At 59.8% G+C, this 24,144-nt stretch carries 21 protein-coding genes; 13 read left to right on the plus strand and 8 right to left on the minus strand.

Features of this window, described 5'->3' with window-relative positions; all coding sequences use genetic code 11:
• Window positions 1-4 precede the first annotated feature (4 nt).
• Window positions 5-1,660 (minus strand): ABC transporter permease, encoded by a 1,656-nt coding sequence (locus NIM86_RS05795; protein ID WP_253379915.1) that lies wholly within the window; start codon window positions 1,658-1,660, stop codon window positions 5-7.
• Window positions 1,661-1,702: 42 nt separating this feature from the next.
• Window positions 1,703-2,947, minus strand: a complete 1,245-nt coding sequence (locus NIM86_RS05800; protein ID WP_253379917.1) for an ABC transporter substrate-binding protein — start codon at window positions 2,945-2,947, stop codon at window positions 1,703-1,705.
• Between the two features lie 435 nt (window positions 2,948-3,382).
• On the opposite strand from NIM86_RS05800, the gene pheT reads away from it, so the two are divergent.
• The 4 genes from pheT to NIM86_RS05820 all read left to right on the plus strand — a co-directional run bounded on the left by pheT (window position 3,383) and on the right by NIM86_RS05820 (window position 8,593).
• Window positions 3,383-5,791 (plus strand): phenylalanine--tRNA ligase subunit beta, encoded by a 2,409-nt coding sequence (gene pheT / locus NIM86_RS05805; RefSeq protein ID WP_253379919.1) that lies wholly within the window; start codon window positions 3,383-3,385, stop codon window positions 5,789-5,791.
• Window positions 5,792-5,984: 193 nt separating this feature from the next.
• The gene (locus tag NIM86_RS05810) at window positions 5,985-6,650 is read left to right on the plus strand and encodes a hypothetical protein (protein WP_253379921.1); all 666 of its coding nucleotides are present in this window, start codon (window positions 5,985-5,987) and stop codon (window positions 6,648-6,650) included.
• Between the two features lie 102 nt (window positions 6,651-6,752).
• Entirely contained in the window at window positions 6,753-7,571 is an 819-nt protein-coding gene (locus NIM86_RS05815) for a MauE/DoxX family redox-associated membrane protein (protein ID WP_253379922.1), read from the plus strand.
• A 32-nt stretch (window positions 7,572-7,603) separates the two neighbouring features.
• The gene (locus NIM86_RS05820) at window positions 7,604-8,593 is read left to right on the plus strand and encodes a Gfo/Idh/MocA family protein (protein WP_253379924.1); all 990 of its coding nucleotides are present in this window, start codon (window positions 7,604-7,606) and stop codon (window positions 8,591-8,593) included.
• A gap of 19 nt (window positions 8,594-8,612) precedes the next feature.
• On the opposite strand, the gene NIM86_RS05825 is transcribed toward NIM86_RS05820, so the two are convergent.
• Complete coding sequence (locus NIM86_RS05825) at window positions 8,613-9,242, minus strand: TetR/AcrR family transcriptional regulator (protein ID WP_253379926.1); 630 nt, start codon at window positions 9,240-9,242, stop codon at window positions 8,613-8,615.
• Between the two features lie 64 nt (window positions 9,243-9,306).
• On the opposite strand from NIM86_RS05825, the gene NIM86_RS05830 reads away from it, so the two are divergent.
• Both NIM86_RS05830 and dnaK read left to right on the plus strand, forming a co-directional pair.
• Window positions 9,307-9,672 carry a hypothetical protein gene (locus NIM86_RS05830; protein ID WP_253379928.1) on the plus strand — a complete coding sequence of 122 codons (366 nt, stop codon included), beginning with the start codon at window positions 9,307-9,309 and terminating at the stop codon, window positions 9,670-9,672.
• Between the two features lie 233 nt (window positions 9,673-9,905).
• Window positions 9,906-11,840, plus strand: a complete 1,935-nt coding sequence (gene dnaK / locus NIM86_RS05835) for a molecular chaperone DnaK (RefSeq protein ID WP_253379930.1) — start codon at window positions 9,906-9,908, stop codon at window positions 11,838-11,840.
• Window positions 11,841-11,994: 154 nt separating this feature from the next.
• Here dnaK and NIM86_RS05840 read toward each other — a convergent pair whose 3' ends face one another.
• The 3 genes from NIM86_RS05840 to NIM86_RS05850 form a co-directional block, all read right to left on the minus strand.
• A complete protein-coding gene (locus NIM86_RS05840; RefSeq protein WP_253379932.1) occupies window positions 11,995-12,594 on the minus strand; it encodes an SCO family protein in 600 nt (199 codons plus the stop codon).
• A gap of 2 nt (window positions 12,595-12,596) precedes the next feature.
• A complete protein-coding gene (locus NIM86_RS05845) occupies window positions 12,597-13,118 on the minus strand; it encodes a copper chaperone PCu(A)C (protein WP_253379934.1) in 522 nt (173 codons plus the stop codon).
• Between the two features lie 68 nt (window positions 13,119-13,186).
• A complete protein-coding gene (locus NIM86_RS05850) occupies window positions 13,187-13,627 on the minus strand; it encodes a hypothetical protein (RefSeq protein WP_253379936.1) in 441 nt (146 codons plus the stop codon).
• 137 nt (window positions 13,628-13,764) lie between these two features.
• Here NIM86_RS05850 and NIM86_RS05855 point away from each other — a divergent pair, with 137 nt between their 5' ends.
• The 6 genes from NIM86_RS05855 to NIM86_RS05880 all read left to right on the plus strand — a co-directional run bounded on the left by NIM86_RS05855 (window position 13,765) and on the right by NIM86_RS05880 (window position 19,903).
• Window positions 13,765-14,901: an acyltransferase gene (locus tag NIM86_RS05855; RefSeq protein ID WP_253379938.1), complete on the plus strand. Its 1,137-nt coding sequence runs from the start codon at window positions 13,765-13,767 to the stop codon at window positions 14,899-14,901.
• Between the two features lie 132 nt (window positions 14,902-15,033).
• Window positions 15,034-16,173, plus strand: coding sequence for a molecular chaperone DnaJ (dnaJ, locus tag NIM86_RS05860; protein WP_253379940.1), 1,140 nt, complete (start codon window positions 15,034-15,036; stop codon window positions 16,171-16,173).
• Window positions 16,174-16,294: 121 nt separating this feature from the next.
• The gene (gene pmtA / locus NIM86_RS05865) at window positions 16,295-16,894 is read left to right on the plus strand and encodes a phospholipid N-methyltransferase PmtA (RefSeq protein WP_253379942.1); all 600 of its coding nucleotides are present in this window, start codon (window positions 16,295-16,297) and stop codon (window positions 16,892-16,894) included.
• Between the two features lie 33 nt (window positions 16,895-16,927).
• A complete protein-coding gene (pyrF, locus tag NIM86_RS05870) occupies window positions 16,928-17,641 on the plus strand; it encodes an orotidine-5'-phosphate decarboxylase (protein ID WP_253379944.1) in 714 nt (237 codons plus the stop codon).
• 226 nt (window positions 17,642-17,867) lie between these two features.
• Complete coding sequence (locus tag NIM86_RS05875; protein WP_253380750.1) at window positions 17,868-19,100, plus strand: polyhydroxyalkanoate depolymerase; 1,233 nt, start codon at window positions 17,868-17,870, stop codon at window positions 19,098-19,100.
• A 182-nt stretch (window positions 19,101-19,282) separates the two neighbouring features.
• Window positions 19,283-19,903 (plus strand): transglutaminase-like cysteine peptidase, encoded by a 621-nt coding sequence (locus NIM86_RS05880; protein ID WP_253379947.1) that lies wholly within the window; start codon window positions 19,283-19,285, stop codon window positions 19,901-19,903.
• 77 nt (window positions 19,904-19,980) lie between these two features.
• Here NIM86_RS05880 and NIM86_RS05885 read toward each other — a convergent pair whose 3' ends face one another.
• Both NIM86_RS05885 and gshB read right to left on the minus strand, forming a co-directional pair.
• Window positions 19,981-21,513: a YifB family Mg chelatase-like AAA ATPase gene (locus NIM86_RS05885; RefSeq protein ID WP_253379949.1), complete on the minus strand. Its 1,533-nt coding sequence runs from the start codon at window positions 21,511-21,513 to the stop codon at window positions 19,981-19,983.
• A gap of 125 nt (window positions 21,514-21,638) precedes the next feature.
• On the minus strand, window positions 21,639-22,583 hold the full coding sequence (gene gshB / locus NIM86_RS05890; RefSeq protein WP_253379951.1) for a glutathione synthase: 945 nt from the start codon (window positions 22,581-22,583) through the stop codon (window positions 21,639-21,641).
• 158 nt (window positions 22,584-22,741) lie between these two features.
• Between gshB and NIM86_RS05895 the strand changes: the two genes are divergently transcribed.
• Window positions 22,742-24,109 (plus strand): bifunctional diguanylate cyclase/phosphodiesterase, encoded by a 1,368-nt coding sequence (locus NIM86_RS05895; protein WP_253379954.1) that lies wholly within the window; start codon window positions 22,742-22,744, stop codon window positions 24,107-24,109.
• Window positions 24,110-24,144 lie beyond the last annotated feature (35 nt).

Consider the following 24,144-nt stretch of genomic DNA (forward strand, 5'->3'; position numbering starts at 1 on the left):
TCTCCTAGGCTGCCATGGCCCTGCGGTTCCGCCATAGCAAGGTGGGCAGGATCGCGGCAATGGCGAAGAGGATCAGCGGCGGCATAGTCTGCAGCAACGCATAGACGGCAATAATACGACGATTGTCACCCGCGGCCAGCGCTACGGCCTCCGTCGTCAGGGTCGGCAAGCGCCCCGCCCCGATCAGCACGGTCGTCAGATACTGACCGACCGAAACCGCGAAACCGATGGCGAAGGCGGCCAGCAGGGCATTCGTCATCAGTGGCAATCGAATGGCAAAAAACGTGCGAAGGGGCGAAGCGCCGAGCGCCGTTGCAACGCGTTCATAGCGGGGATCGAGCGCGGCCCAGCCATCCTGCAAAGCAATCATCAGATAGGGGATGACGAAAATAAGATGGGACAGAATGAGCGCACCATAGGTGCCGTCCGTTCCGGTCCGGATTGCCAGAAGTTGAAGCCCGAAGAGAAATCCGACCTGCGGCAGCAGAAGCGGCAGCCACATCACACCCCTCGAAAGAGCGGCCGGGGGTCTGCCGGACGGCCGGGTCGCGAGGCGCAGCACCACCAATATCATGCCGATAGCGGTCGAAGCGATTGCGGCAATCATGGTTGTCGCCAGCGGCCCGTCAAGACGTGGCCAGGCGCTCCGCCAACTCCGAAGCGTCCAATTGCCGGGCAGCGCATCGGGGAAGGGCCAAAAGCCCGCGCAGCACCACAGAAACAGCGCCAAAATGCCAAGGATCAGCAGGAGTGCAGTGGCAAGCGGAAGACCTACGGCCATTGCGCGGGCAATAGCGTCCCGTGCAAAGCGCAGACCTCTGTCACGCAAGCCGGCGAGGAGCACGGCGCCGAGCCATTCCAGACCGATCCAGCAAAGGATCGCGGCCATCGTCACGAAGAGCTGCAGGACCGCCCCTGCGCTCGCCATAAACCGCAGGGAAAGGTCGGGGTCGACCATCCATTGCGCGAGCCTGACAGAAAGAGGTGCGGGAAGATTGGGTCCGAGGATCAGCGCGACGTCGATGACCGAAGAAGAAAAGGCGATAACCGCGAGAACGCCAAGGCGGATCTGACGATAAAGCGGCTGCCACTGCAAAAAGACAAAACCCGCCATCCGACCATATCCGAGCGAGGCGGCCAGTTGGCGGCTCCGCGTCGTCGGCATTTGCGGCAGCGCCGCGAGAATCAGCAAAATCAGGAAGGGCGTTTCCTTCAGCACCAGTCCTGCAATGAGGGAAAGGCCGGCTGGATCGCCGATCACGAGGACGTTTGGCGGGCGTTCAAAGCCGGTCGCCCAAGGGGATAATAACCGCAATATGAGGCCGGATGGCGCTATGAGAAAAGCGAACGCAAACGCGGCCGCCGCATGCGGCACAGCCAAGAGCGGGGCGAGCAGGCGGCGCATCCGTTCGAAAGCCGGCGTGCCGGTCGCAGCCGCAGTAAACGCGCCGGCCAGGCCGAGCGAGATGAGTGCCGCGGCCAGACCTGTGACAAGCGACAGGCGTACGCTATCGCCGAGAGCAGGAGCGGCAAAAAGCTCACGAAATGGTTCGAGCGAAAACGTCTCTCTGCCCAGCGCCGGCAGAAAACCGAAGGCCGGCAGAACCGTGCCCGCCAGCCCGGCCGTGACCGGCAGGCCAATCACAGCCAATGCCAGCAACGGGGCTATCCGCAAGAGCGGCCCTCTCTCAGCCAAGAGGGATCAGCCGCCAACCACGTAACGCTTTTCCCATTCGGCTTCCAGCCGATCCTGCCAACTGGCGTGCGGCTCGACGATGACTGGACCGGTCTGCTCTGGCGAGGGCGTCGCCGGCCCGCGCGGCAGCGATTCGAAAGCTTTTCGGTCGTCCTCCGGTAGGCTCGCGACATCGAGAACGGTGGGGTCGCCCCACAGTTCGGCGTTCTCTTTTCTGATCTGTGCTTCCGGCGAGATCAGAAAATTGGCGAGCAGAAGCGCACCTTCTCGGTTGGCCGCATTAAAGGGAACGGTCACGAAATGACTGTTGCCGAGCGTGCCGGCGGGAAAAGGAAGCGGTCGGACCGTCTCAGGCAATTCGCCGGCGGCAATCCCGGAAGAGGCTTCGCCCGGGTTGAACGCGAACAAAATGTCGATTTCGCCATCGGCCAAAAGCGCCTTCATCGCCGGGTAGTTTTCCGGATGGCGCTGGCCACCGCGCCACAGGTTTGGGCGCATCTCATCGAGCATAGCGAACATGGTTTTCGTGGCGGCCGCGAAATTCTCGTCCGTTGCAGGCTGCGACAGATCGATCTTTTCCGGCGCGGTTTCGACCAGTAGCTGCTTCAGAAAGGTCGAGCCAATGAAGTCGGGCGGAGCGGGATAGGTGAAGCGACCCGGATTGTCTTTCAGCCAGTCGGCGATCTCTTTTGCCGAATGAGGCAATTGACCGGCTTCGGTACGGGCCGTGTCGTGCCAGAAGGTCAACTTGGCCATGCCCCAAGGCGATTCCAGGCCGTCCGTCGGCACGGTGAAATCCGTCACCACGGTCGGCTTGCCCTTCACATCGACATATTTCCAATTGGGAAGCAACGTCGCCCAGCCTGGCGTTTCCAGAAGGCCTCGTTCTTTCATGGCGACGAAATTCTCGCCGTTGATCCAGATCAGATCGACCGATCCATTGGCGGTTCTGCCAGCCGCCTTTTCGGCCAGGACACGCGACACCGCCTCGGCAGTGTCGGACAGGCGGACATGGTTCACAGAGACGCCATAAAGCGCCTCCATGCGTTCGCCGACCCAGTCGATATAGGCGTTGATGTTTTCCGCTCCGCCCCACGCATTCCACTGCACGGTCTGACCCTCGGCGGCCTTTTCGATTGCCGTCCAATCCGAGACGGCGGGCGCCTTATTTTCTGCCAAAGCCGGGCTCAGACTGCCGGCCAGGCCAAACAGACAAAGGGCGGCGGAGAGCCATGCTTTACCGACTGTCATCACTGCGTTTCGTCCTTCCTTCTATCATTTTTCATCGGCAGGGGCTTCGGGGCTGCCCTTCGCCATGAGGCGTATTTCGGATCTTCCATATGCACTGTAATATTCCCCTTTTCGCTGGAACACTAAAGATAAAGACCATTCAATATATGCGTCGCTGCGAACTTGAACGCCGGGTGCCGACCCGCAAGATCGGATCGCTTTACTTCATATGGTGGCCAAAGGGTCTCGATCACCGCGCATTCCACGACCACTGATCGGTCGCCCCCGCTCAATCGTCAGTAACGTTCTGCCGCCCGGTTTTGTTACAGCGGCAAAGATCACAACTGCAACGGGCGGGTTTTCCCGCGCGATCAAAAAGCGTATGCAGCCGACCGACCGAATATTGGCGGCCTGAGCCATGAGCTTGGGCCGACCCCAATGGAGCGATGGCGCATTATGAAATTCACCCTGTCCTGGCTGAAGGATCATCTGGAGACCGAGGCGGACCTCGCCACCATCTGCGAACGACTGACCATGATCGGCCTGGAAGTCGAAGAGATCGACGACAGGGCAGGTCTGAGGCCATTCACGATCGCCCGGGTCATCGAGGCAGAGCGCCATCCCGATGCTGACAAACTCCAGGTGCTCAAGGTGGATACGGGCAGCGGCGCTCTGCTGCAGGTCGTCTGTGGCGCGCCGAATGCCCGGACGGGGCTCGTTGGCGTTCTGGCGCAGCCAGGCAGTTATATTCCTGGCCTCGACACCACGATCGGCAAAGGGAACATACGCGGCGTCGAGAGCTTCGGTATGATGTGCTCGGAACGCGAATTGGAACTGTCGGACGAGCATGAGGGCATTATCGACCTGCCGGCCGACGCGCCGGTCGGCCAGAGTTACGCCGAATGGGCGGGCCTCGCCGATCCGGTCATCGAAATCAACCTGACGCCGAACCGCCCCGATTGCACCGGTGTTTCGGGCATTGCCCGCGATCTGGCCGCTTCCGGCCTCGGCACGCTGAAAACGCCGACCGTTCCGGCCATCGCCGGTGAGGGCGCATGTCCGACCGGCGTCACCATCGAAGCCAGCGATCTTTGTCCCGGCTTCGCTCTACGCCTTGTGCGCGGGGTCGATAGCGGCGTGTCGCCGGACTGGATGCAGCGCCGGCTGATCGCGATTGGGCTTCGCCCGATCAACGCGCTGGTCGACATCACCAATTACGTGACCTTCGACCGGGGCCGTCCGCTCCATGTCTTCGACGCCGCCAAGGTGCAAGGCGACCTCACGATCCGCCGCGCCAGAAACGGCGAGACGGTCGAGGCGCTCGACGAGCGGACCTACGAATTGAGCGACAGCATCTGCGTCATAGCCGACGAAAACGGCGTTGAAAGTATTGCGGGCGTGATGGGCGGCGAAGCCTCCGGATGCGATGAGAGCACGACCGATGTGCTGATCGAGTCGGCTTTGTGGGACGCGGCGAATATTGCGCGGACGGGCCGCGATCTCGGCATCATCACCGATGCGCGCTACCGTTTCGAACGCGGGGTCGATCCGGCCTTCATGGAGCCGGGCCTCGATCTGGCGACACAACTTGTCCTCGATATTTGCGGGGGTGAGCCGAGCGAAAAGATCGTTGCCGGCTATAGCGAACCGGAGCGCAGGCAGATCGCGTTTCCGCCGAGCGAAGTGAAGCGGCTGACGGGCATCGAAATATCGAAGGATGAAAGCCTTTCCATCCTGACGCGCCTGGGGTTCGACAGTGTGGGTGAGGACGGCGGGACGGCGATGATTTCCGTCCCGACATGGCGGCCCGATATCGACGGCAAGGCCGATCTTGTCGAGGAGGTCATCCGCATTCACGGCGTCGACGAGATCGGCCCGGAGCCATTGCCCGCCCATGGCGAAGTCGGCGGCCCGATCCTGACACCGCTTCAGAACCGTACGCGCGCCGCCAAGCGGTCGCTGGCCGCTCGCGGCATGATGGAGGCGGTCACCTGGTCATTCATCCCAGCCGATCACGCCGAACTTTTCGGCGGCGGCGATGGGCGGTTAAAGCTGGCCAATCCGATCGCTGCCGATATGAGCGATATGCGTCCGTCGCTGCTTCCGGGCCTTCTGGCTGCGGCAAGCCGGAACGCCAAGCGCGGCTATGGCGATGTTGCCCTCTTCGAAGTTTCCGGCACCTATGAAAACGACACCCCGAAAGGGCAGCGCCGCGTTGCGGGCGGCGTGCGGACGGGCAGCGCGCATATGGGAAGCGCAGGCCGTCATTGGTCAGGTGGTGCGGCGCCTGTCGGCGTCTTCGACGCCAAGGCCGACGCGCTTGCCGTTCTGGAAGCTATCGGCGCGCCGGTCGATAAGCTGATGGTCATGGCCGGAGCGGCCGACTGGTATCATCCCGGCCGCTCGGGGACTTTGCGGCTTGGGCCAAAGAATATTCTGGCCAGCTTCGGCGAATTTCACCCGCGCGTTCTGGATGCGCTGGACGTCTCCGGGCCAGTCTGTGGTTTCGAAGTCTTTGTCGATGCGCTATCCGCGCCGAAAAGGAAGGCGACGCGAACGAAGCCGAAACTCGAACTTTCGCCCTTTCAGGCCGTCTCGCGCGACTTCGCCTTCATCGTCGACAAGCAGGTGCCGGCCGGCGAAATCGCCAAGGCGACCGCGGCGGCCGATCGCGGGCTCATCTCCGATGTCGTGGTGTTCGACGTGTTCGAAGGCGCGTCTCTCGGCGAAGACAAAAAGTCGATTGCCGTAGCGGTGACGATCCAACCCTTGCAGCGAACGCTGACGGACGAGGATTTCGAAACCCTGTCGTCGGCCATCATCGCCAATGTCGCCAAACAGACGGGCGGCGTTCTGCGCGGCTGAATAGTGCAGAGACCGGAAGGCTAAACCGATCCTTAAGCGGGTTACTTTAGCCTTTCAGCGTCATGCCGCATTCGTTGCGGATATGTCGCACGAAGCCATTGATGATCCGACAATTGACGCCATTCGGTCGACAGGACGATTATCTAATGCTCTATCTATTGAGGTCGAAGGGGCGTTCGACGGTGGGGAAGTGATGAGAAAAATCGTCTTTGGCATAGGTCTCTCGATCCTGATGGCCGCATCCGGCCTCGCGCGAGCGGCCGACATTCTCGAGCCCAGCATGGATGCGGGCGCGATGCCGAAAGCTATTTCCGACACATCGCTCCTCGTGTTCGGCGGACGGTCCATCGAAGGCCATGTCTGGCAGCCGGATTCTCTGCCCTTCGTCGCCGATTACGGTGGGCAGGTGCAGGTCGGCGCGGCCTTGGCGCATACGCCGTATGACCTGCCGCTCGGCCTTGTCGTCGGCGGAGAGATCGGCGCGTCGATCCGCATCGACAATGACGATTTCGGCCCGTCCGGCACCTCTGGCGAACTATGGGCCGGTCCGACCATTCGCCATAAAGGCCTTCCGATCGGCCCTATCCTTCTCAAGCCAGCCTTTACGTTCGGCCTGACGGCCGTAACCGGCTCCTACGGTCTGGAACGCCAACGTGAGATCGAGGAAGATGGCGATGCGACGCTTCTCTACTTCATGGCGCCGGAAATTGCCGTTTCGCTTAAGTCTCGTCCCAATATCGATTTCGTCTATCGGGCGCAGCATCGATCGGGCGGCAAGAACATTTTCTTTCTGCCGGCGCTCGGCAATATGGGCGATACGACCAACGCCAATACGTTCGGCGTCCGCGTTCATTTCTAAGGTCTGAACCGTCGACCTGCCTGACTGTCATGCTTGAAGCGTGAAGGCGTTGGGATAGATGGCCCGTCTAGCAGTCTATTCCTGGCGCAAGAGACAGTGTGCATGAGTACGATCGACGCAAAAAGCTATCCTTACGAGGCCTCGGCCGCGAAGAAGGCCGTGCTTTACCGAATGGTGATGGAAAACCATCTCTGCCCCTTCGGTTTGAAGTCTCGCTATCTCCTGAAATCGAACGGTTATGAAGTCGAAGATCATCATCTTCAGACGAAGGCGCAGACCGATGCCTTCCGACAGACGCATGACGTAAAGACGACGCCACAGACCTTTATCGATGGCGAGCGGATCGGCGGTCATGACGATCTGCGCCGCTATTTCGGAAAGCATGTGGCCGAGAAAGGCGAGACGACCTACGAGCCGGTCATCGCCATTTTCGGTATGACGGGCCTCATGGCGCTGGCGCTCGTCTATAATCTCTATACCGGCTACGCGCTGGCCGATGGCTGGGGCGTTCTGGCGACGCTGGTGAAATGGTTTCTCGCCTTCTCCATGTGTGGCCTGGCGATCCAGAAGCTGCAGGACGTGGAAGGGTTTTCGAACGGCTTTCTCGGCTACGATCTTCTGGCTCAGCGCTGGGTGCCCTACGCTTATGTCTACCCGTACGCCGAAGCATTTGCCGGCATCGGTATGATCGCGCTTGTCGGATCGGGCAGCCCACTCATCTGGCCAGTCGGCCTCGTTTCGCTTTTCATCGGCACCGTTGGCGCGATCTCTGTCTTCAAGGCGGTCTATATCGACAAACGCGAATTGAAATGCGCCTGTGTCGGCGGCGATTCAAACGTGCCGCTCGGCTTCATCTCGCTGACCGAAAATATCATGATGATCGTGATGGGCCTCTGGATGATCGCGACCCTGCTCGTTTGATACCGGACGTTCGCAAACGGGAGGAGACCGCAATGTTGCGATGGGGTGTGTTGTCGACGGCAAAAATCGGACGCGAGCATGTCATACCAGCGATCTGCGCGGCCGATGACAATGTGCTGAGCGCTGTCGCCAGCCGCGATGCTGAGGCGGCGCGTACGCTTGCCGACCGGTTCGGCGCGCCACATGCCTTCAGCTCTTATGAAGCGTTGCTAGATAGCGATCAGGTCGACGCAGTTTATATCCCCCTGCCGACGGCCATGCATGTGGAATGGGCCGAAAAGTCAGCCCGTGCCGGCAAGCATGTGCTGTGCGAGAAGCCCATCGCGCTCAAGGCGTCCGAAATCGACCGGCTGATTGCCACGCGCGATGAGACTGGCGTTCTCATCTCCGAAGCCTTCATGGTCACTTACCATCCGCAATGGCACAAGGTGAGAGAGCTGATTGAAGGCGGTGCAATCGGCACCTTGCGGCAGGTCGATGCGGCTTTCACCTATTTCAACAGGGATGCCGGCAATATGCGCAATGTGCCGGAACTGGGCGGCGGCGTCATTCCGGATATCGCCGTCTATCCTACGGTGACCACCCGTTTCGCCACCGGCAAGGAGCCGCAGCGGATCAGCGCAACCGTCGACTTCGATCCCGGCTTCGGCACCGATAGATACGCCTCAGTCCGAGCCGATTACGGCTCTTTCGAGCAGAGCTTCTACATATCGACCCAGATGGCGCAGCGCCAGACAATCGCCTTTCACGGCGATAAGGGTTTTATCGAACTGACGGCGCCCTGGAATTCCAATCTCTATGAGGGCGACGAGGTCCGCCTTCACAATCAGGATCACCGAAAAACGGACATTTTCCGCTATACCGGCATCGACCAGTACCGCCTCGAAATCGAGGCCTTCGGAAAGGCTATCGAGACCGGCGAACGCGAGCCGATCTTCAGCCTGGAGGATTCGGTGAAGAATCAGCGCGTGATCGACGCAATCTACCGGGCTGGCGAAGAGGGCGGCTGGGTCGAGGTTTGAACGTCCGCGTGACAACGGATTACGTTTCCGGCGGATATGCGGCCTTGAGTATGTCGAGCGCCAAGGTCGATCGTGTGATTCGCGCTTCGCACTCCAGCGGGTCGGCGGTGCCAATGACGCGGCGGATCTGCAGATCGCCGATCAGGACGGAGAACCATATATCGGCAGCCATCGCGGGATCGGCATCGGATGAAAGATCGCCAGCTGCCATCGCAAGACCGATCGTCCGCGTTACCATAGGCCAAAGCACCTCCCTTCCATTTTCGGCGATCAGCGGCCCAAGACGGGCGGTATCGTGAACATCGCCTGCCGCCGCGCGGTTCAATGCAACCGCTCGCTCGCTGGCGACCAGTTCGAGCAGGATCGGCCCAAGCCGGTTAAGAGCCGCTAGCGGATCAGTAGTAGCTTCCTGCTCTGCCGAGGCGAAAAATTCGGTCGCTTTTTTCGCGTTTGCCTCGACCAAGGCGCCGAATAAAGCCTGCTTGTTGGGATAGAGCCGGTAAAGCGTCTGGTTCGACATGCCGGCCTTCTTGGCGATAGCGAGCATGGATGTGGACCGATAGCCCTTCTCTCTCAGTAACGCATAGGCAGCTTCGGCCAGCATTTCCCAGCGTGACCCGACACTTCCAAGATTTTTATCATCAGCCATTGCGCGGCTCAGTACATATGTGTACTCACTTTCGCAAGTGTACATATGTGTACTGGAGGGTTTTATGCATCTCGACCGGATCGCTCAGGCATCGCTCGCCACTCTGATCATCCTCCAAACGGTGATGTTCGCATCACTACTGGCGGGTGTTGCGCCGCACCCGCCCGCCATCATACCTTTTGCGGGTATGGGGCCGTTTCTGGGCCTGTCGCTATCTCTTGCCGTCGGCGCTCTTCTCATAGGCCCCAGGCGAGGCATAGGCATCGTGCTGACCGGCCTCGCCTGCCTGATGGCGCTGGTGTCCTTTGGGCCGCAGAAATTTTTTGATCCCGCGTTTCCCCTCGTATGGCCGGCGGTATTGGGTGGGCAAGCCGCCGTTATCACGCTCGGAATATCCATCTTCGCCAAGCGCGATGCGTTCGACCAGTGAAGCCATTGTTCATCCTGCCGCCACGACCGATTGCCGCGTGAGAGGCCAGTTCACATTTCCGTGATCTTCGCGTACGCATTCGCCTTGCGAGCGCGCCCGCCTCTCCTTATATGCGCTGCGAACGGCGCAAATCGCTCCCACTGAACGGTTTTCGCTTCGCACTTTCAATCGGAACGGGGACTGCCCACGGAACGCCATAACGGGTCCCGGCGGTCTGCTAAACGGAGAGAAGAATGGCTAAAGTTATTGGTATCGACCTCGGCACCACCAATTCCTGCGTCGCCGTCATGGACGGCAAGGAAGCCAAGGTTATCGAGAACTCGGAAGGCGCGCGCACCACGCCGTCCATGGTTGCCTTCACCGAGGATGGCGAACGCCTCGTCGGCCAGCCGGCCAAGCGCCAGGCGGTGACGAACCCGGAAGGCACGCTGTTTGCGGTCAAGCGCCTGATCGGCCGCCCTTATTCCGACCCGACGGTCGAAAAGGACAAGAAGCTGGTTCCCTACGCCATCGTCGAGGGCAGCAATGGCGACGCCTGGGTGAAAGCCGGCGGTAAGGATCACTCCCCCTCGCAGATTTCCGCAATGATCCTTCAGAAGATGAAGGAAACCGCTGAGGCCTATCTCGGCGAGAAGGTCGAGCAGGCGGTCATTACCGTGCCGGCCTACTTCAACGACGCCCAGCGTCAGGCCACCAAGGATGCCGGCAAGATCGCCGGTCTCGAAGTGCTGCGCATTATCAACGAGCCGACGGCGGCGGCCCTCGCCTACGGCCTCGACAAGAAGGACGGCAAGACCATCGCCGTCTACGATCTTGGCGGCGGCACGTTCGACGTCTCCATTCTGGAGATTGGCGACGGCGTGTTCGAGGTGAAGTCGACCAATGGCGACACGTTCCTCGGCGGCGAAGATTTCGACATGAAGCTGGTCGAATATCTGGCCGATGAGTTCAAGAAGGATCAGGGCATCGATCTGCGCAACGACAAGCTGGCTCTGCAGCGCCTGAAAGAAGCGGCGGAGAAGGCTAAGATCGAACTGTCGTCCTCTTCGCAGACAGAGATCAACCTGCCCTTCATCACCGCCGACCAGTCCGGCCCGAAGCATCTCACCATGAAGCTGACGCGGGCGAAGTTCGAAAGCCTCGTCGAGAGCCTCGTCAAGCGTACCGTGGAGCCGATGAAGGCTGCGCTCAAGGATGCGGGTCTCACCGCTAATGAGCTGGATGAGGTCGTTCTCGTCGGCGGCATGACCCGTATGCCCAAGGTGCAGGAGACGGTGAAGCAGTTCTTCGGCAAGGAGCCGCATAAGGGTGTGAACCCTGATGAGGTCGTGGCCATGGGCGCCGCCATTCAGGCCGGTGTTCTGCAGGGCGACGTCAAGGACGTTTTGCTGCTCGACGTCACGCCGCTATCGCTCGGCATCGAGACGCTGGGCGGCGTGTTCACCCGCCTGATCGAGCGCAATACCACGATCCCGACCAAGAAGAGCCAGACCTTCTCGACCGCTGAAGACAATCAGAATGCGGTGACGATCCGGGTCTTCCAGGGCGAGCGTGAAATGGCGGCGGACAACAAGATCCTCGGCCAGTTCGATCTTGTCGGTCTTCCGCCAGCGCCGCGCGGCGTGCCGCAGATCGAAGTGACGTTCGACATCGACGCCAACGGCATCGTGCAGGTCTCCGCGAAGGACAAAGGCACCGGAAAGGAGCAGCAGATCCGCATCCAGGCTTCCGGCGGCCTTTCGGACGCCGACATTGAGAAGATGGTCGCCGATGCCGAATCCAACGCCGAAGCCGACAAGAAGCGGCGTGCGGCTGTCGAGGCCCGCAACCAGGCCGAGGCGCTGATCCATTCCACGGAGCAGAGCCTCAAGGACTACGGCGACAAGGTCTCCGAAGAGGACAAGACGGCTATTGAGACCGCCAAGTCCGATTTGCAGTCCGAACTCGACAAGGACGACGCTGATCCGGAAGCCATCACGGCCAAGACGCAGACCCTTGCCGAGGCTTCCATGAAGCTCGGACAGGCTATGTATGAGGCGAGCCAGGCCGAGGCTGCAGCGGCCGACGCACAGGCCGACGGCGCTTCTGAAAGCAGTGAAAGCGACGATGTTGTCGATGCCGAATATGAGGAAATCGACGAAGACGGCGACGAGAAGAAAAGCGCCTGATCGTTACTGTAACGCGACGTAAAAAGCCCCGACTGGAGACAGCCGGGGCTTTTATATTTGGGACTTGCCCCTCACCCAAGTCCGGCATCGCCCCGGGAGAGCCTCGCCGCCGTGCCACACTATCCCTCTTCCCAAGGGGCGAGGAAAAGCCCGATCACCCCTTGGCCAACCGCCGCAGCTTTTCCATCGCCGTATCGGCAGACTCGCCATAAGCAATGGTGCCTTTGAAACGCCCCTCGGCGTCGACCAGCATCACCGACGCGGTATGGTCCATGGTGTAGTCGCCATCTTCAAGCGGTACCCGTTTGGAATAAACGCGCCAGGCTTTCTTCAACTGCTCGACCTTTTCAGGATCTCCCGTGATGCCCGTGATCCGGTCGGTGAAGTTCTCGACATACGACTTCATCACATCCGGCGTATCGCGCTCGGGATCGACAGTGATGAAGAAGGCGCGAATATTCTTGCCCTCCTCTCCCAACGCGTCGAACCAGGTCGCCATCTCATAAAGCGTGGTCGGGCAGACCTCCGGGCAATGGGTGAAACCGAAGAAAACGGCCGAGGGTTGGCCCTCCAACGCCTTCTCCGTAATGACCTCGCCATTGTGATCGATAAGTTCGAAGGGCGCGCCCATCTTCGTATCGGCGATCATGGAACGATCGGAACCGCCGAAAATCGATTGATAGATAAGCGCGCCGGCGATGGCAGCGATCAGAAGGCTGACCGCCGCCCAACTGATGATACGGACCGTTCTCATCGTCAGTGCGCCTTATGCTCTTTGCTATTGTCGGGGTGCCCGCCTTTGCCAAAAGGCGCCACGGGCGCATCGACACTCACGCTGCCGGCCTTTTCGAATTCCACCGTCAGCGTTCTGGTCTGCCCCTCTTTAAGCTCATCTTTCATCCCCATGAGCATCAGATGGTAGCTGCCGGGTTTCAGTTCGACCTGCTGTCCTGGCGCGATCTCCAGCCCATCGCGAAGCGGGCGCATTTTCATCACGCCATCCTCGACCGCCATCTCATGCACTTCGATCTCATCGGCGAAATCGACCGATCCGCCGATCAGGCGATCCGGTTCCGTGCCCGTATTTCTGACCGTCAGATAGCCGGCGGCGACCTTTGCGTTGGGTGGCGTCGCCCGTAGCCGCACATCTGTGATCTCAAGCTTGCCGACCATCTGCATATGCGAATGTCCGTCGGCCATCTTGTTGGATTCTGCCTGTGCAGAGATGGGCAGCAGAGTGAGCGCCGCGACAGCGGCCATGATCGTATATTTCATCATCTTTTCCTTTTCGCGCCTATCGAAAGGCGTGTCCTTGCATTTCGTCAAACAAGGCCGGCTTCGCGGCCCTAGACGACGATCGGCGGAGCGCGTGCGGAAAAGGCTGTTAGGGGCGGCGAAAACTGCGCTGAATCGGCGCGGGCCAGGCGCAGCTTCAACGAGAGCGAGATGATCAACGGCACGCCGTCGGGCGTCGGCGGCAGTCCGGCTATCTGGGCGAAAACACAAAGGAAGCAGTGCAGCTCTGATCGATGGTCGGTCTGATCGCCATCTGCTATGCCGCCGCGGCAAACGACAGGTACGGTTCCGTCAGGCAGCGCATAAGCCGCAAGATCGACGACCTGACTGTGGCTTTCGGCAACCGACGCTGCGCGAACGACCGAGCCGAGACCAATGCCAGTCAGTAACGCGGTTGCCAGAAGCAAGGCGACGGCCTTGCGAAGCACCTGCCAATTTAGCGATCGGGCGATCATGTCGCGCTTATATCGCCAGCCGCCGGAGAAATCCATCGGCCGCAGACCAACTTACCGTTGTCTACTTTTCGGGCGTGGTTGCACGCTATCGTTTACCACTTCAAGAACCTTCGGTTTTCCTGTCGTCCGATAGCGGATATTGCGAAAGAATATTTTCCACGACGGACTGTCCGATGCCCGACGACGCAATACCGCCGAAGCCGTTAACCTACCACGCCTTCGCATTATGGCGTTTCCTCGCGGCGCTGATCATCATGTTCTACCATTTCGTCCATCTGTCGGACGATTGGCGCACATGGGTGCCGTGGCTGGAAAACATGCTCCCCCTGCTGGACCTTTTCTTCATGGTCTCGGGGTTTCTGATCTATGAGCGCTACCAGAGCCGGCTCGGCAACATGAAATCGTTCATGGTCTTTCTCTACAAAAGGCTGGCGCGGCTCTATCCGCTGCATTTGATCACCACACTATTCTTCGTGGCGCTCGGCGTCGTCTGGGAGGCGGGTCTGATCCGGGCCGAGAATGGGCCAGTCCTGTTCGATTGGAGCGCGCTGCCTGCCAATTTTCTTTTGCTTCAGGCGTGGGGAACGACCGAATGGTTGAGCTTCAACTTCCCCTCATGGTCCCTATCGGCCGAGTGGCTCTGCTATCTGCTGATGCCTCTCGTCGTGCTTGTGGCCACGAGAAGCGGAATTGCCGGTCTCATCTTCGGCGCTGTCCTTGCCTATATGATCGCGCTGTTCGTTATCGCTCAGGGCTGGTCGCCTGCGCAGTCCGTTGCGGAGATGAAGAACTGGGGCGCGTTTCGTGCGGTCGGCAGCTTCTTTATCGGCGCTGCGCTGGTCCGGATCGTCCACCTCACCACCTTCAAGATGGGATCGCATCTGGCCGGTCAGATCAGCATGGCTTTCACCGTCTGGCTGATGTTTCAGCCAGCGGCTTACGGACTTGTGCTGACCGCGCTTGCCGCCACGCTATGGCTCGCCGCCCTTGCAGAGCGCGACAACCCGCATGGCATGGCATGGATGCGGCCCGGCCTTCCCGTTCTTGCCGTCAGCTTCGGGATCTATCTGTGGCATCCCGTGCTGGAAGCCATCTATCTGAAAGGGATCTGGCGGATCATTGAGCCCATCGTCGATTTCCGCATCGACTGGTTGTTTATCCCCGCCGCCATCAGCACGATTGTGGTTGCGCTTGTTAGCCATGTTCTGTTCGAAAAGCCCATTGGGGACTGGCTGATCGATCGGCTTCACGGACGGAAAATCCGTCACGCCCTGGCTGCCCGGAGCGCCCTGATGGAGGGCGGCCGCTGAGGCGGTCGGCAATCGCCCCCCTTTCATCCTGCGTCAAGCCCCATTACATAGGCAAACGCTGCTGCCGGCGCGCGTCACCGCGCTCAGGCTGCGAAGACCCGCCCATGCCGATTCAGGGACCAATCGCCAAGTATGGCCACCAAGCACGACTATTACGATCTTCTCGGCGTCGGCCGCGAAGCAGACGAAAAGGCGTTGAAGAGCGCATTCCGCAAAGCTGCGATGAAATGGCATCCCGACCGCAATCCGGGCGACGCCGCAGCCGAACACAAGTTCAAGGAATTGAATGAGGCCTACGACGTGCTTCGCGACCCGCAAAAGCGGGCCGCCTATGATCGCTTCGGCCATGCCGCTTTTGAAAATGGCGGAATGGGAGGGGGCGCGCGTGGCGGTTTTAGCGGCGGTGGCGGCTTCTCCGATATTTTCGAAGATATTTTCGGCGACATGATGGGCGGCGGCCGCTCGCGCCGCAGCGGCGGACGCGAGCGGGGCGCCGATCTACGCTACAATATGGAAATCAGCCTCGAAGAGGCCTTCATCGGCAAGACGGCGCAGATTCACGTGCCGACCTCGCGCAGTTGCGAGGAGTGCGATGGCACCGGGGCCGCGCCTGGCAGCCAGCCGACGACCTGCCCGATGTGTAACGGCATGGGCCAGATCCGTGCCGCGCAAGGCTTCTTTTCCATTCAGCGAACATGCCCGCAGTGCCATGGTCGCGGCACCGTCGTGTCCGATCCATGCAAGAATTGCAGCGGAGACGGCCGCATTCAGGAAGAGCGATCTCTCTCCGTCAATATTCCCGCCGGGATCGAGGACGGCACGCGCATCCGACTTGCAAGCGAAGGCGAAGCAGGACTGCGCGGCGGCCCCTCCGGCGATCTCTATATCTTCGTTTCCATCACGCCGCATGAGTTCTTCCAGCGCGATGGCGCCGATCTCTACTGCCGGGTTCCCATCTCCATGGCGACAGCCGCTCTCGGCGGACAGTTCGACGTCGGCACGCTCGATGGCAGTCAGGCAAGGGTGAAGGTGCCGGAAGGCACGCAGAACGGCAAACAGTTCCGCCTGAAGGGCAAGGGCATGCCTGTCCTTCGCGAAACTGTCGTGGGCGATCTTTACATTCAGGTCGCCGTGGAAACGCCGCAGAAACTGAATAAACGCCAGCGCGAATTGCTGGAGGAATTCGCCGATATCTCGGAAGCGGAGAACTCGCCGCAGAGCACAGGTTTTTTCAACCGCATGAAAGATTTCTTCGAATCCTTCGGCGAGTAGGAGCGGTGGCGATTTTTTCGATTCATCGCGAGGTTGCGGGAAACTTCCGTTGGCTGGATCGTTCGGTTAAATAAGATGATATTCCGCCAATGGCGGTCGCGTGATCAAGGGACGCACATTCATGTCACAAGCAGTACGAAAGCCGCAGAAGCGGGCTCGCTTCAATGAAGAGATCCGCTTTTTCAAAGGATGGCTTGCTGATGTCAAAGCGGTCGGCGCGATCCTGCCGACATCATCGGTGACCGCCCGCGTCATGGCCTCGGTGGTCGATGTTTCGAGCGGGTTGCCTGTTCTGGAGCTTGGACCGGGGACTGGCGTCATCACCAAGGCCATCCTGGAACGCGGCATCGCTCCCGATCAACTTTACAGTGTGGAGTATTCCAAGGATTTCGCCGATCATCTCAAGATCGAGTTTCCCGACGTCAACATCATCCAGGGCGACGCTTTCGATCTGGACACGACGCTTGGAGACAAGAAAGATCAGACCTTCGACTGCGTGATCTGCGCCGTACCGCTGATCTACATTCCCGTCGAACAGCGCGCCGGGCTGGTCGAAGACCTCCTCGACCGCGTCAAGCCCGGACGCCCTGTGATCCAGATCACCTATGCGCCGAAATCGCCAATTCCTGCCGGGAGCGGCAATTTCGAAGTGGTGCATTACGACTACGTTCTACGCAATGTCCCGCCCGCCAATCTCTTCGTCTACCGTCGGCCCGCCTGACGATTTGGCGGCTCGTTTATCGGTAATCTCGTTTTGACTGCTGTCACCCAACCCAAAGCCGCGCGCGAGCGCCTCATTCTCGGTCTCGATGTGCCGACGATCGATGAGGCCCGCGAGATTGCCGACGAGACACGCGGGGCGGTCGGCCTTTACAAAATCGGCCACCAGCTCGCCTTTACCGGCGGGCTCGACCTTGCCCGCGACCTGATCGAACAGGGCGAAAAGGTTTTTCTCGATCTGAAATTGCTGGATATCGACAACACGGTCGAGAAAGGCGTCGCCTCTGTCGCCTCGCTCGGCGTATCGATGCTGACGATCCACGCCTATCCGAAAGCGATGGTGGCGGCGGTGGGAGCCGCGAAAGACCACGACTTGACGCTTCTCGGCGTGACCGTGCTGACATCGATGGATTCCGGCGATCTTGCCGAGGCCGGTTACTGCGAAACCGCCGAAGACCTCGTGAAGCAGCGGGCGATACAGGCGAAGCAGGCGGGAATGGGCGGCCTTGTCTGCTCCGGACAGGAAGCCGCGAGCGTCCGTGCGATTGTCGGTCCCGACCTCGCAATCGTGACGCCGGGCATCCGCCCATCCGGCGCCGCTTCGGGGGATCAAAAGCGGGTCATGACCCCGGATGAGGCCATCGAGGCCGGTGCGAGCCATCTCGTCGTCGCGAGGCCAATTCTTCAGGCCGCCGACCGGCGCGCTGCCTGCGAGGCGATTATCGACGCCATCAATGATGCGTTCTGAACAGCCTTCGCGGCAGTGCAAACACCCATACTTTCGTCCTGTGGATTATCGCCGGCGTACTGCTACCTTCGTTTCGAGGGGCAAAAGAGCAGTTTCACGCAAGGCGCTGTTACCATAATGTCGCAAAATTCGCTGCGGTGCCAAAGGCCTGTTGCATTGCAACCGACACTGTTTAGTGTTGCTCGGCCTTAACTGGATCACTCGGCAGGAGGATTGGGAGATGGGGATGCTCTATCACGTCTATGAGTGGCAGCGTGCGGCGCTTGGCCCGGCAAGGGCGATGGCCGATGCCACCCGGATGACTTTTTCCAATCCCCTCAATCCACTCTCGCGCAATGCCTTCGGACGATCGATAGCCGCCTCGGCAGAACTGTTCGAACGGATGACCCGCCGCTATGAAAAACCTGCTTTCGGTCTGACGGAAACGGTGCTCGACGGCAAAGCGGTAGCGGTATCGGAAGAAATCGTATGGCGGCAGCCGTTCTGCAACCTGCTGCATTTCCGGCGAGACTTGCCGGATAATGGCGAGAAATCACCGCGTTTTCTTCTCGTGGCTCCGATGAGTGGCCACTACGCGACGCTTCTGCGCGGAACGGTCGAAGCAATGCTGCCGCACGGCGATGTGTTCATCACCGACTGGGTCGACGCCCGTGACGTTTCCCTGGCCGACGGAAGTTTCGACCTCGACAGCTATGTCGATTATGTCATCGAAATGCTCAGGCATCTTGGCCCCGACACCCATGTCATCGCGGTCTGTCAGCCGTCCGTTCCGGTCTTTACGGCTGTCGCGCGCATGAACGAACTGGACGATGAAGCGGCGCCATCGACAATGATATTGATGGGCGGGCCGATGGATACCCGTCTTTCGCCAACTGCTGTGAATGATCTGGCGGCGGAAAAGGGTATCGCCTGGTTCCGAGACAATGTGATCATGACGGTGCCATGGCCGCTTCCCGGTGCTGGCCGGAAGGTCTATCCCGGTTTCATGCAGCTATCCGGCTTCATGACCATGAATCTGGATCGCCACGTCATCGCTCACAAGGATTACTTCCTGCACCTCGTGCAGAATGATGGCGACAGTGCCGAGAAGCATCGCGAGTTCTACGATGAATATCTCGCGGTAATGGACATGACCGCGGAGTTTTACCTGCAAACCGTCGAGAGCGTCTTCATTCGGCACGACCTGCCGCTCGGCCAGATGCAGCACCGCGAATGGAAGGTCGACGCCTCGGCCATTACCAAAACCGCGATCTTCACGATCGAAGGTGAGAAAGACGACATTACGGGCCATGGCCAGACAAAGGCTGCGCTCGACTGGTGCACCGGCCTGCCAGCTTCGATGAAGAAACACTACACCCAGCCCAATGTGGGCCACTACGGCGTCTTCAACGGATCGCGCTTTCGCAAACATATTGTCCCCAGAATTGTGGAATTCGCCAAGGATCACGGCGCGAACTGATCGGTCGACTATTCCTACGATCCAATGAAATCAGAGACTTGATAGCGATCCATATGATAGCTGGTCGTTAACGCTTCTTTTACCTTAACCAATTCTTGCGTCATTTTTCTTTGACCGATTGACCGCCTCCCCAGCCATTCCTTAACATTCGGTTAAGAGATGGCGGTGAAGGAACGGTTATAATGCGGAAAGGAAAGGGTGCGGGTCTCCTCGCCGGATTGGCCGCCGGCTTTGCCGTCATGCTCAGTAGCGGGATGGGAGCAGCAGCCAGTTCCAATATGTGGACCGGACCGACCACTTCGCAGCCAATCGGCCATTATGAATTCTGCCTCGTCAATCCAGCCGAGTGCGACGTAAAAGGCCGCGACCTCGGTCCGTTCGTTCTGACATCCGGAATTTGGCAGCGCGTTGAGGAGATCAACCGCCAGATCAACCGGACGATCGTGCCGATGAACGATTCCGATCTCTACGGCCGCGAGGAACTGTGGACCTTTCCGAGTGGCGCCGGCGATTGCGAAGATTACGTGCTCGAGAAGCAGCGGTCTCTTGCGGCGATGGGCATCCCCTATTCCGATCTTCTGATCACTGTGGTGCGCAAGCCGGATGGCGAGGGCCACGCGGTACTGACCTTCCGTACCGACCATGGCGATTTCATTCTGGACAATCTGCGTGACGATGTCCGCGCATGGGCGCAAACGCCTTACCGGTTTCTAAAGCGGCAATCGAGCGTGAACTCCGGACGGTGGGTCAGCCTGCGCAGCGGCAACGAGATCTTCGTCGGTTCCGTCGAAAGCAGCCGCTAGCGTATAAATATCGAGGCGCTGTAGCGGGTCTGGGTTCTCTCTGCGCGCGTTTATAGCGGCGTTTCGGCATATGGCTTTCAGGCAGCCTGAGCCAACCGGTCGCCGGCCATGCGGAACGATAAGGCTTCGGCCAGATGAATACGGCCCGTGCTTTCAGCGCCATCCAGATCGGCCAGCGTCCGCGCCACCTTCAGAACCCGATGATACCCTCTGGCCGATAGAGCCATCTTTTCGGCAGCATCGCAAAGAAGCGCCGTCGCCGGTGCATCGCATCGCGCCGCGCTTTCGATGATCGAGGATGCGCAGACGGCGTTGGTCGTCGCCATTGGCAAGCCGAGCGCCACAAAACGCGCACTCTGAATCTCGCGTGCATGCGCCACGCGTTCCGCCACGATTGCCGAAGGCTCGGCACTTGCCGGCGCGATAAGATCGGCTGCGGTAACGGCCGGCACTTCGATCTTCATGTCGATACGGTCCAGAAGCGGCCCGGAAAGCCGCGCCTGATAATCGGTAACGCAACGCGGCCCGCGGGCACAGCGATGTCCCGGCTCTCCAGCCATTCCGCAGCGACATGGATTCATCGCGGTAATGAGTTGGATACGTGCTGGATAGGTGACCCTGTGATTGGCTCTGGCGATGACGCATTCGCCATTTTCGAGCGGTTGTCGCAGGCTATCCAGAACCGCCGGATGAAACTCCGGCAATTCGTCGAGAAATAGCACGCCATTATGGGCCAGAGAAACCTCGCCCGGTCTTGCACGGGTGCCCCCACCGACCATGGCCGCCATGGAAGCGGAATGATGGGGCGCGCGAAACGGACGTCTTTCGCTGAGCTGTCCGCCGGCCAATTCTCCGGCGATGGATGCCACCATCGACACTTCGAGCAGTTCGCGGGGCGACAGTGGCGGCAGAATTGACGGAAGGCGCGCAGCCAGCATCGATTTGCCGGAGCCGGGCGGGCCAACCATCAGAAGATTGTGACCGCCGGCGGCAGCGATCTCCAGGGCCCGCTTGGCCGTTTCCTGTCCGCGCACATCCGCCAGATCCGGCAGGGTGCCAGACGCTTGCCGGCGAGATGGCTGCGGCCGAGACAGAACCTGCGTGCCGCGAAAATGATTGGCAATTGCGATGAGACTGCGAGGGGCCAGAATTTCCATATCCTCGCTCGCCCAGGCCGCTTCTCCACCGCTTGCTGCAGGGCAAATCAACCCCCTCCCCTGCGCATTTGCGCCAATGGCAGCCGGCAGAGCACCGGCGACCGGCGCGATGGTCCCGTCGAGCGACAATTCGCCAAGCACCGTAAAGCCATCCAGAGCGTCGCCGGGAATAGCGCCCATCGCCGCCATCAAACCCAGCGCTATCGGCAAATCATAATGGCTACCCTCTTTCGGCAAATCGGCTGGCGCCAGATTGACGGTCACGCGCTTGACCGGCATCGAAAGACCCGACGCATGGAGCGCCGCCTGCACGCGTTCCCTGCTTTCCGCGACCGCCTTGTCCGGCAGGCCGACAATCTGCATATTCATCTTGCCCGGTGCCACCATGACCTGCACACTGACAGGCACGGCCTCGATCCCCTGAAAGGAGACTGTGTGGATAGTGGAAACCATCGCCTGATCCTCAGCGTCCGACTTCCCTAAAGGCAAGCACGGATCGGCGCACAGATCAAGAACGTTTAGGGAACTTTTTGTCCAAGGCACTATTTTCGGTTGTGCCCGATTGCATAAGCAACAGACTAGCGGGCAAGCCTGCCTTCCACTGCATCCCAGAAGAGTTCGGCGATATCCTTGCCGCCGAACCGCTTTACCTCACGGATGCCGGTGGGGCTCGTTACATTGATTTCGGTCAGCACATCGCCGATGACATCGATGCCGACCAGAGTAAAGCCGCGCTCACGAAGGGCCGGACCGATACGCTCGCAGATTTCGCGGTCGCGATCGGTCATCTCGATCGGCTCGGCCCGCCCTCCGACATGCATATTGGATCGCGAATCCGTTTCCGCCGGCACACGGTTGATGGCGCCAACCGGCTCGCCCTCGATCAGGATGATCCGCTTGTCGCCCTCTCTCACGGCGGGAAGATAGCGCTGGACAATGTAAGGCTCGCGGCTCATCTGCTCGAAGAGTTCGATCAGAGAGGTCAGGTTTCTGTCGTCATGACGCAGGTGAAAGATGCCTGCCCCGCCGTTTCCGTATAGCGGCTTCAGGATAATGTCGCCGTGGCGCTTGCGAAAATCCAGCACCGCCTTGCGGTCGCGCGTGATCAGCGTCTCCGGCATCAGATCCGGAAATTCGGTGACGAAAATCTTTTCCGGTGAATTGCGCACCCAGGCGGGATCGTTGACCACCAATGTATCGGGATGAATCCGCTCCAGCAGGTGGGTGGTCGTGATGTAATTCATATCGAAGGGCGGGTCCTGACGCAGCAGAACGACATCCATCTCGGTGAGCTCCAGGCGTTTTTCTTCGCCCAGATCGAAATGATCGTTTTCCTTATCGCGCAAAACCAGAGGCTGCGCCCGTGCGACGAGCCGGCTTTCGTCGAGGCTCATGGCATCGGGAACGTAGTGCCACAATTCGTACCCGCGCTGCTGCGCCGCCAGTCCCAGCGCAAATGTGGTGTCGCCAGCGATATGGAGGCCCGAAACATGATCCATCTGGATCGCCACACGCAGCGTCATACACCCAACTCCCATACGCTATTGATGACCTCGGACATAACGCGTTCCCCTCTCTTGAGAAAGAGGCCATTCGCCCGGCAATAAATCCGACAAATATCATCAACCTTTTGGCAATTGTCATAGAATAGGATGATATTCGGATCGATCGAAAGCCTCCCATGCGCCCCGAAGCCCGAACAGACTGTTCCGATACAGCAGACTCGCTCTCCACGGATAGTCTGACAGGGCTCGGCAATCGCCCGCGCTTTTTCAAAAAACTGGCGACGATGATCGACGCCCATGCGGCCGATCCCGTGCCGTTCTCTGTCACCCTCTTCAACATTGACGGCTTCAAGCCGATCAACGATCTGTTCGGGCGCGGCGCCGGCGACACCATTCTTGCCCAAATTGCGCTCCGTTTACGCAATGCTCTGGACGATGAAGCGGTGGTGTGCCGACTGGGCGGCGATGAATTCGCCATCCTCCACCCGAGCATCTTCACCGAACAGGCTCTGCGCGGTCAGGCCGAACTTTTGCTCGAGCTGGTTTCCGCGCCTTACGACATCGGCAATCGGTCAGTCCGGGTCTCCTGTTCCGTCGGCGGCGCTGTCTATGAGAATGCGGCCGATGACTGGGAGAGCTTTTTCGAAAAGGCCGAAAGCGCACTTTATCACGCCAAACGGCAGGGTTGTGGCGCACTGGTCGTTCATACATCGAGCATGGAAGAGGCCATGCGCCGGCGCACGCAGATCGAGCAGGCGTTGCGGCGCGCCGTTTCGGCTGGCGAGATCGAACCCTTCTTCCAACCCATCGTCGATCTGCGAACCGGCGAACCCCTCGGCTTCGAATGCCTGGCGCGCTGGACCGATCCCGATTTCGGCGCAGTGCCGCCATCGGTGTTCATTCCCCTGGCCGAAGAGCGCGGCATTATCGAACCGCTGACACAATTGCTGCTGAAGAAAGCATGTATGGCGGCGCGTGAATGGCCGCGCCATACATTTTTGTCCTTCAATCTTTCGCCGACGCAGATGGCGGATTCGCAGACCGTACGGCTTGTTCTTTCGACCATCGTGGAAACACGTTTCGATCCCCGGCGGTTAGAAATCGAAATCACCGAGACCGGCGTCATGTCCGATCCGGCCTGCGCCAAAGACATCGTTTCCCAACTGCGCAATGTCGGTATACATATCTCGCTGGACGACTTCGGCACTGGCCAGTCGTCTCTTGGCCGACTTCGCAACTTTCACTTCGACAAGCTGAAAATCGACCGGTCTTTTATCGCGACTATTCTGGAGGACTTACCGAGCGAGCACATCGTCAAAGCGATCCTCGCCCTTTGCGAGGGTTTGAAGATTGCGGTGATCGCTGAAGGGATCGAAGCGCGAGAGCAGGCGGACAAGCTGATCGAGCTCGGCTGCCATGTCGGACAAGGTTATTATTTCGGCACGCCGGCGGATGCGGCGACGACGCTTTCGCTTCTCGAATCGGCCGAGGGATCGACATGCCGGCTGCCCAGAGACGAACTCGTCACACGGCTGGCATCCTGATCGGAAAATGGCGGCCAAAGAGGCCGCCATCCCTT

Source organism: Notoacmeibacter sp. MSK16QG-6 (assembly GCF_024158145.1).
In the GTDB taxonomy this organism is placed as follows: Bacteria; Pseudomonadota; Alphaproteobacteria; order Rhizobiales; family Rhizobiaceae; genus Notoacmeibacter.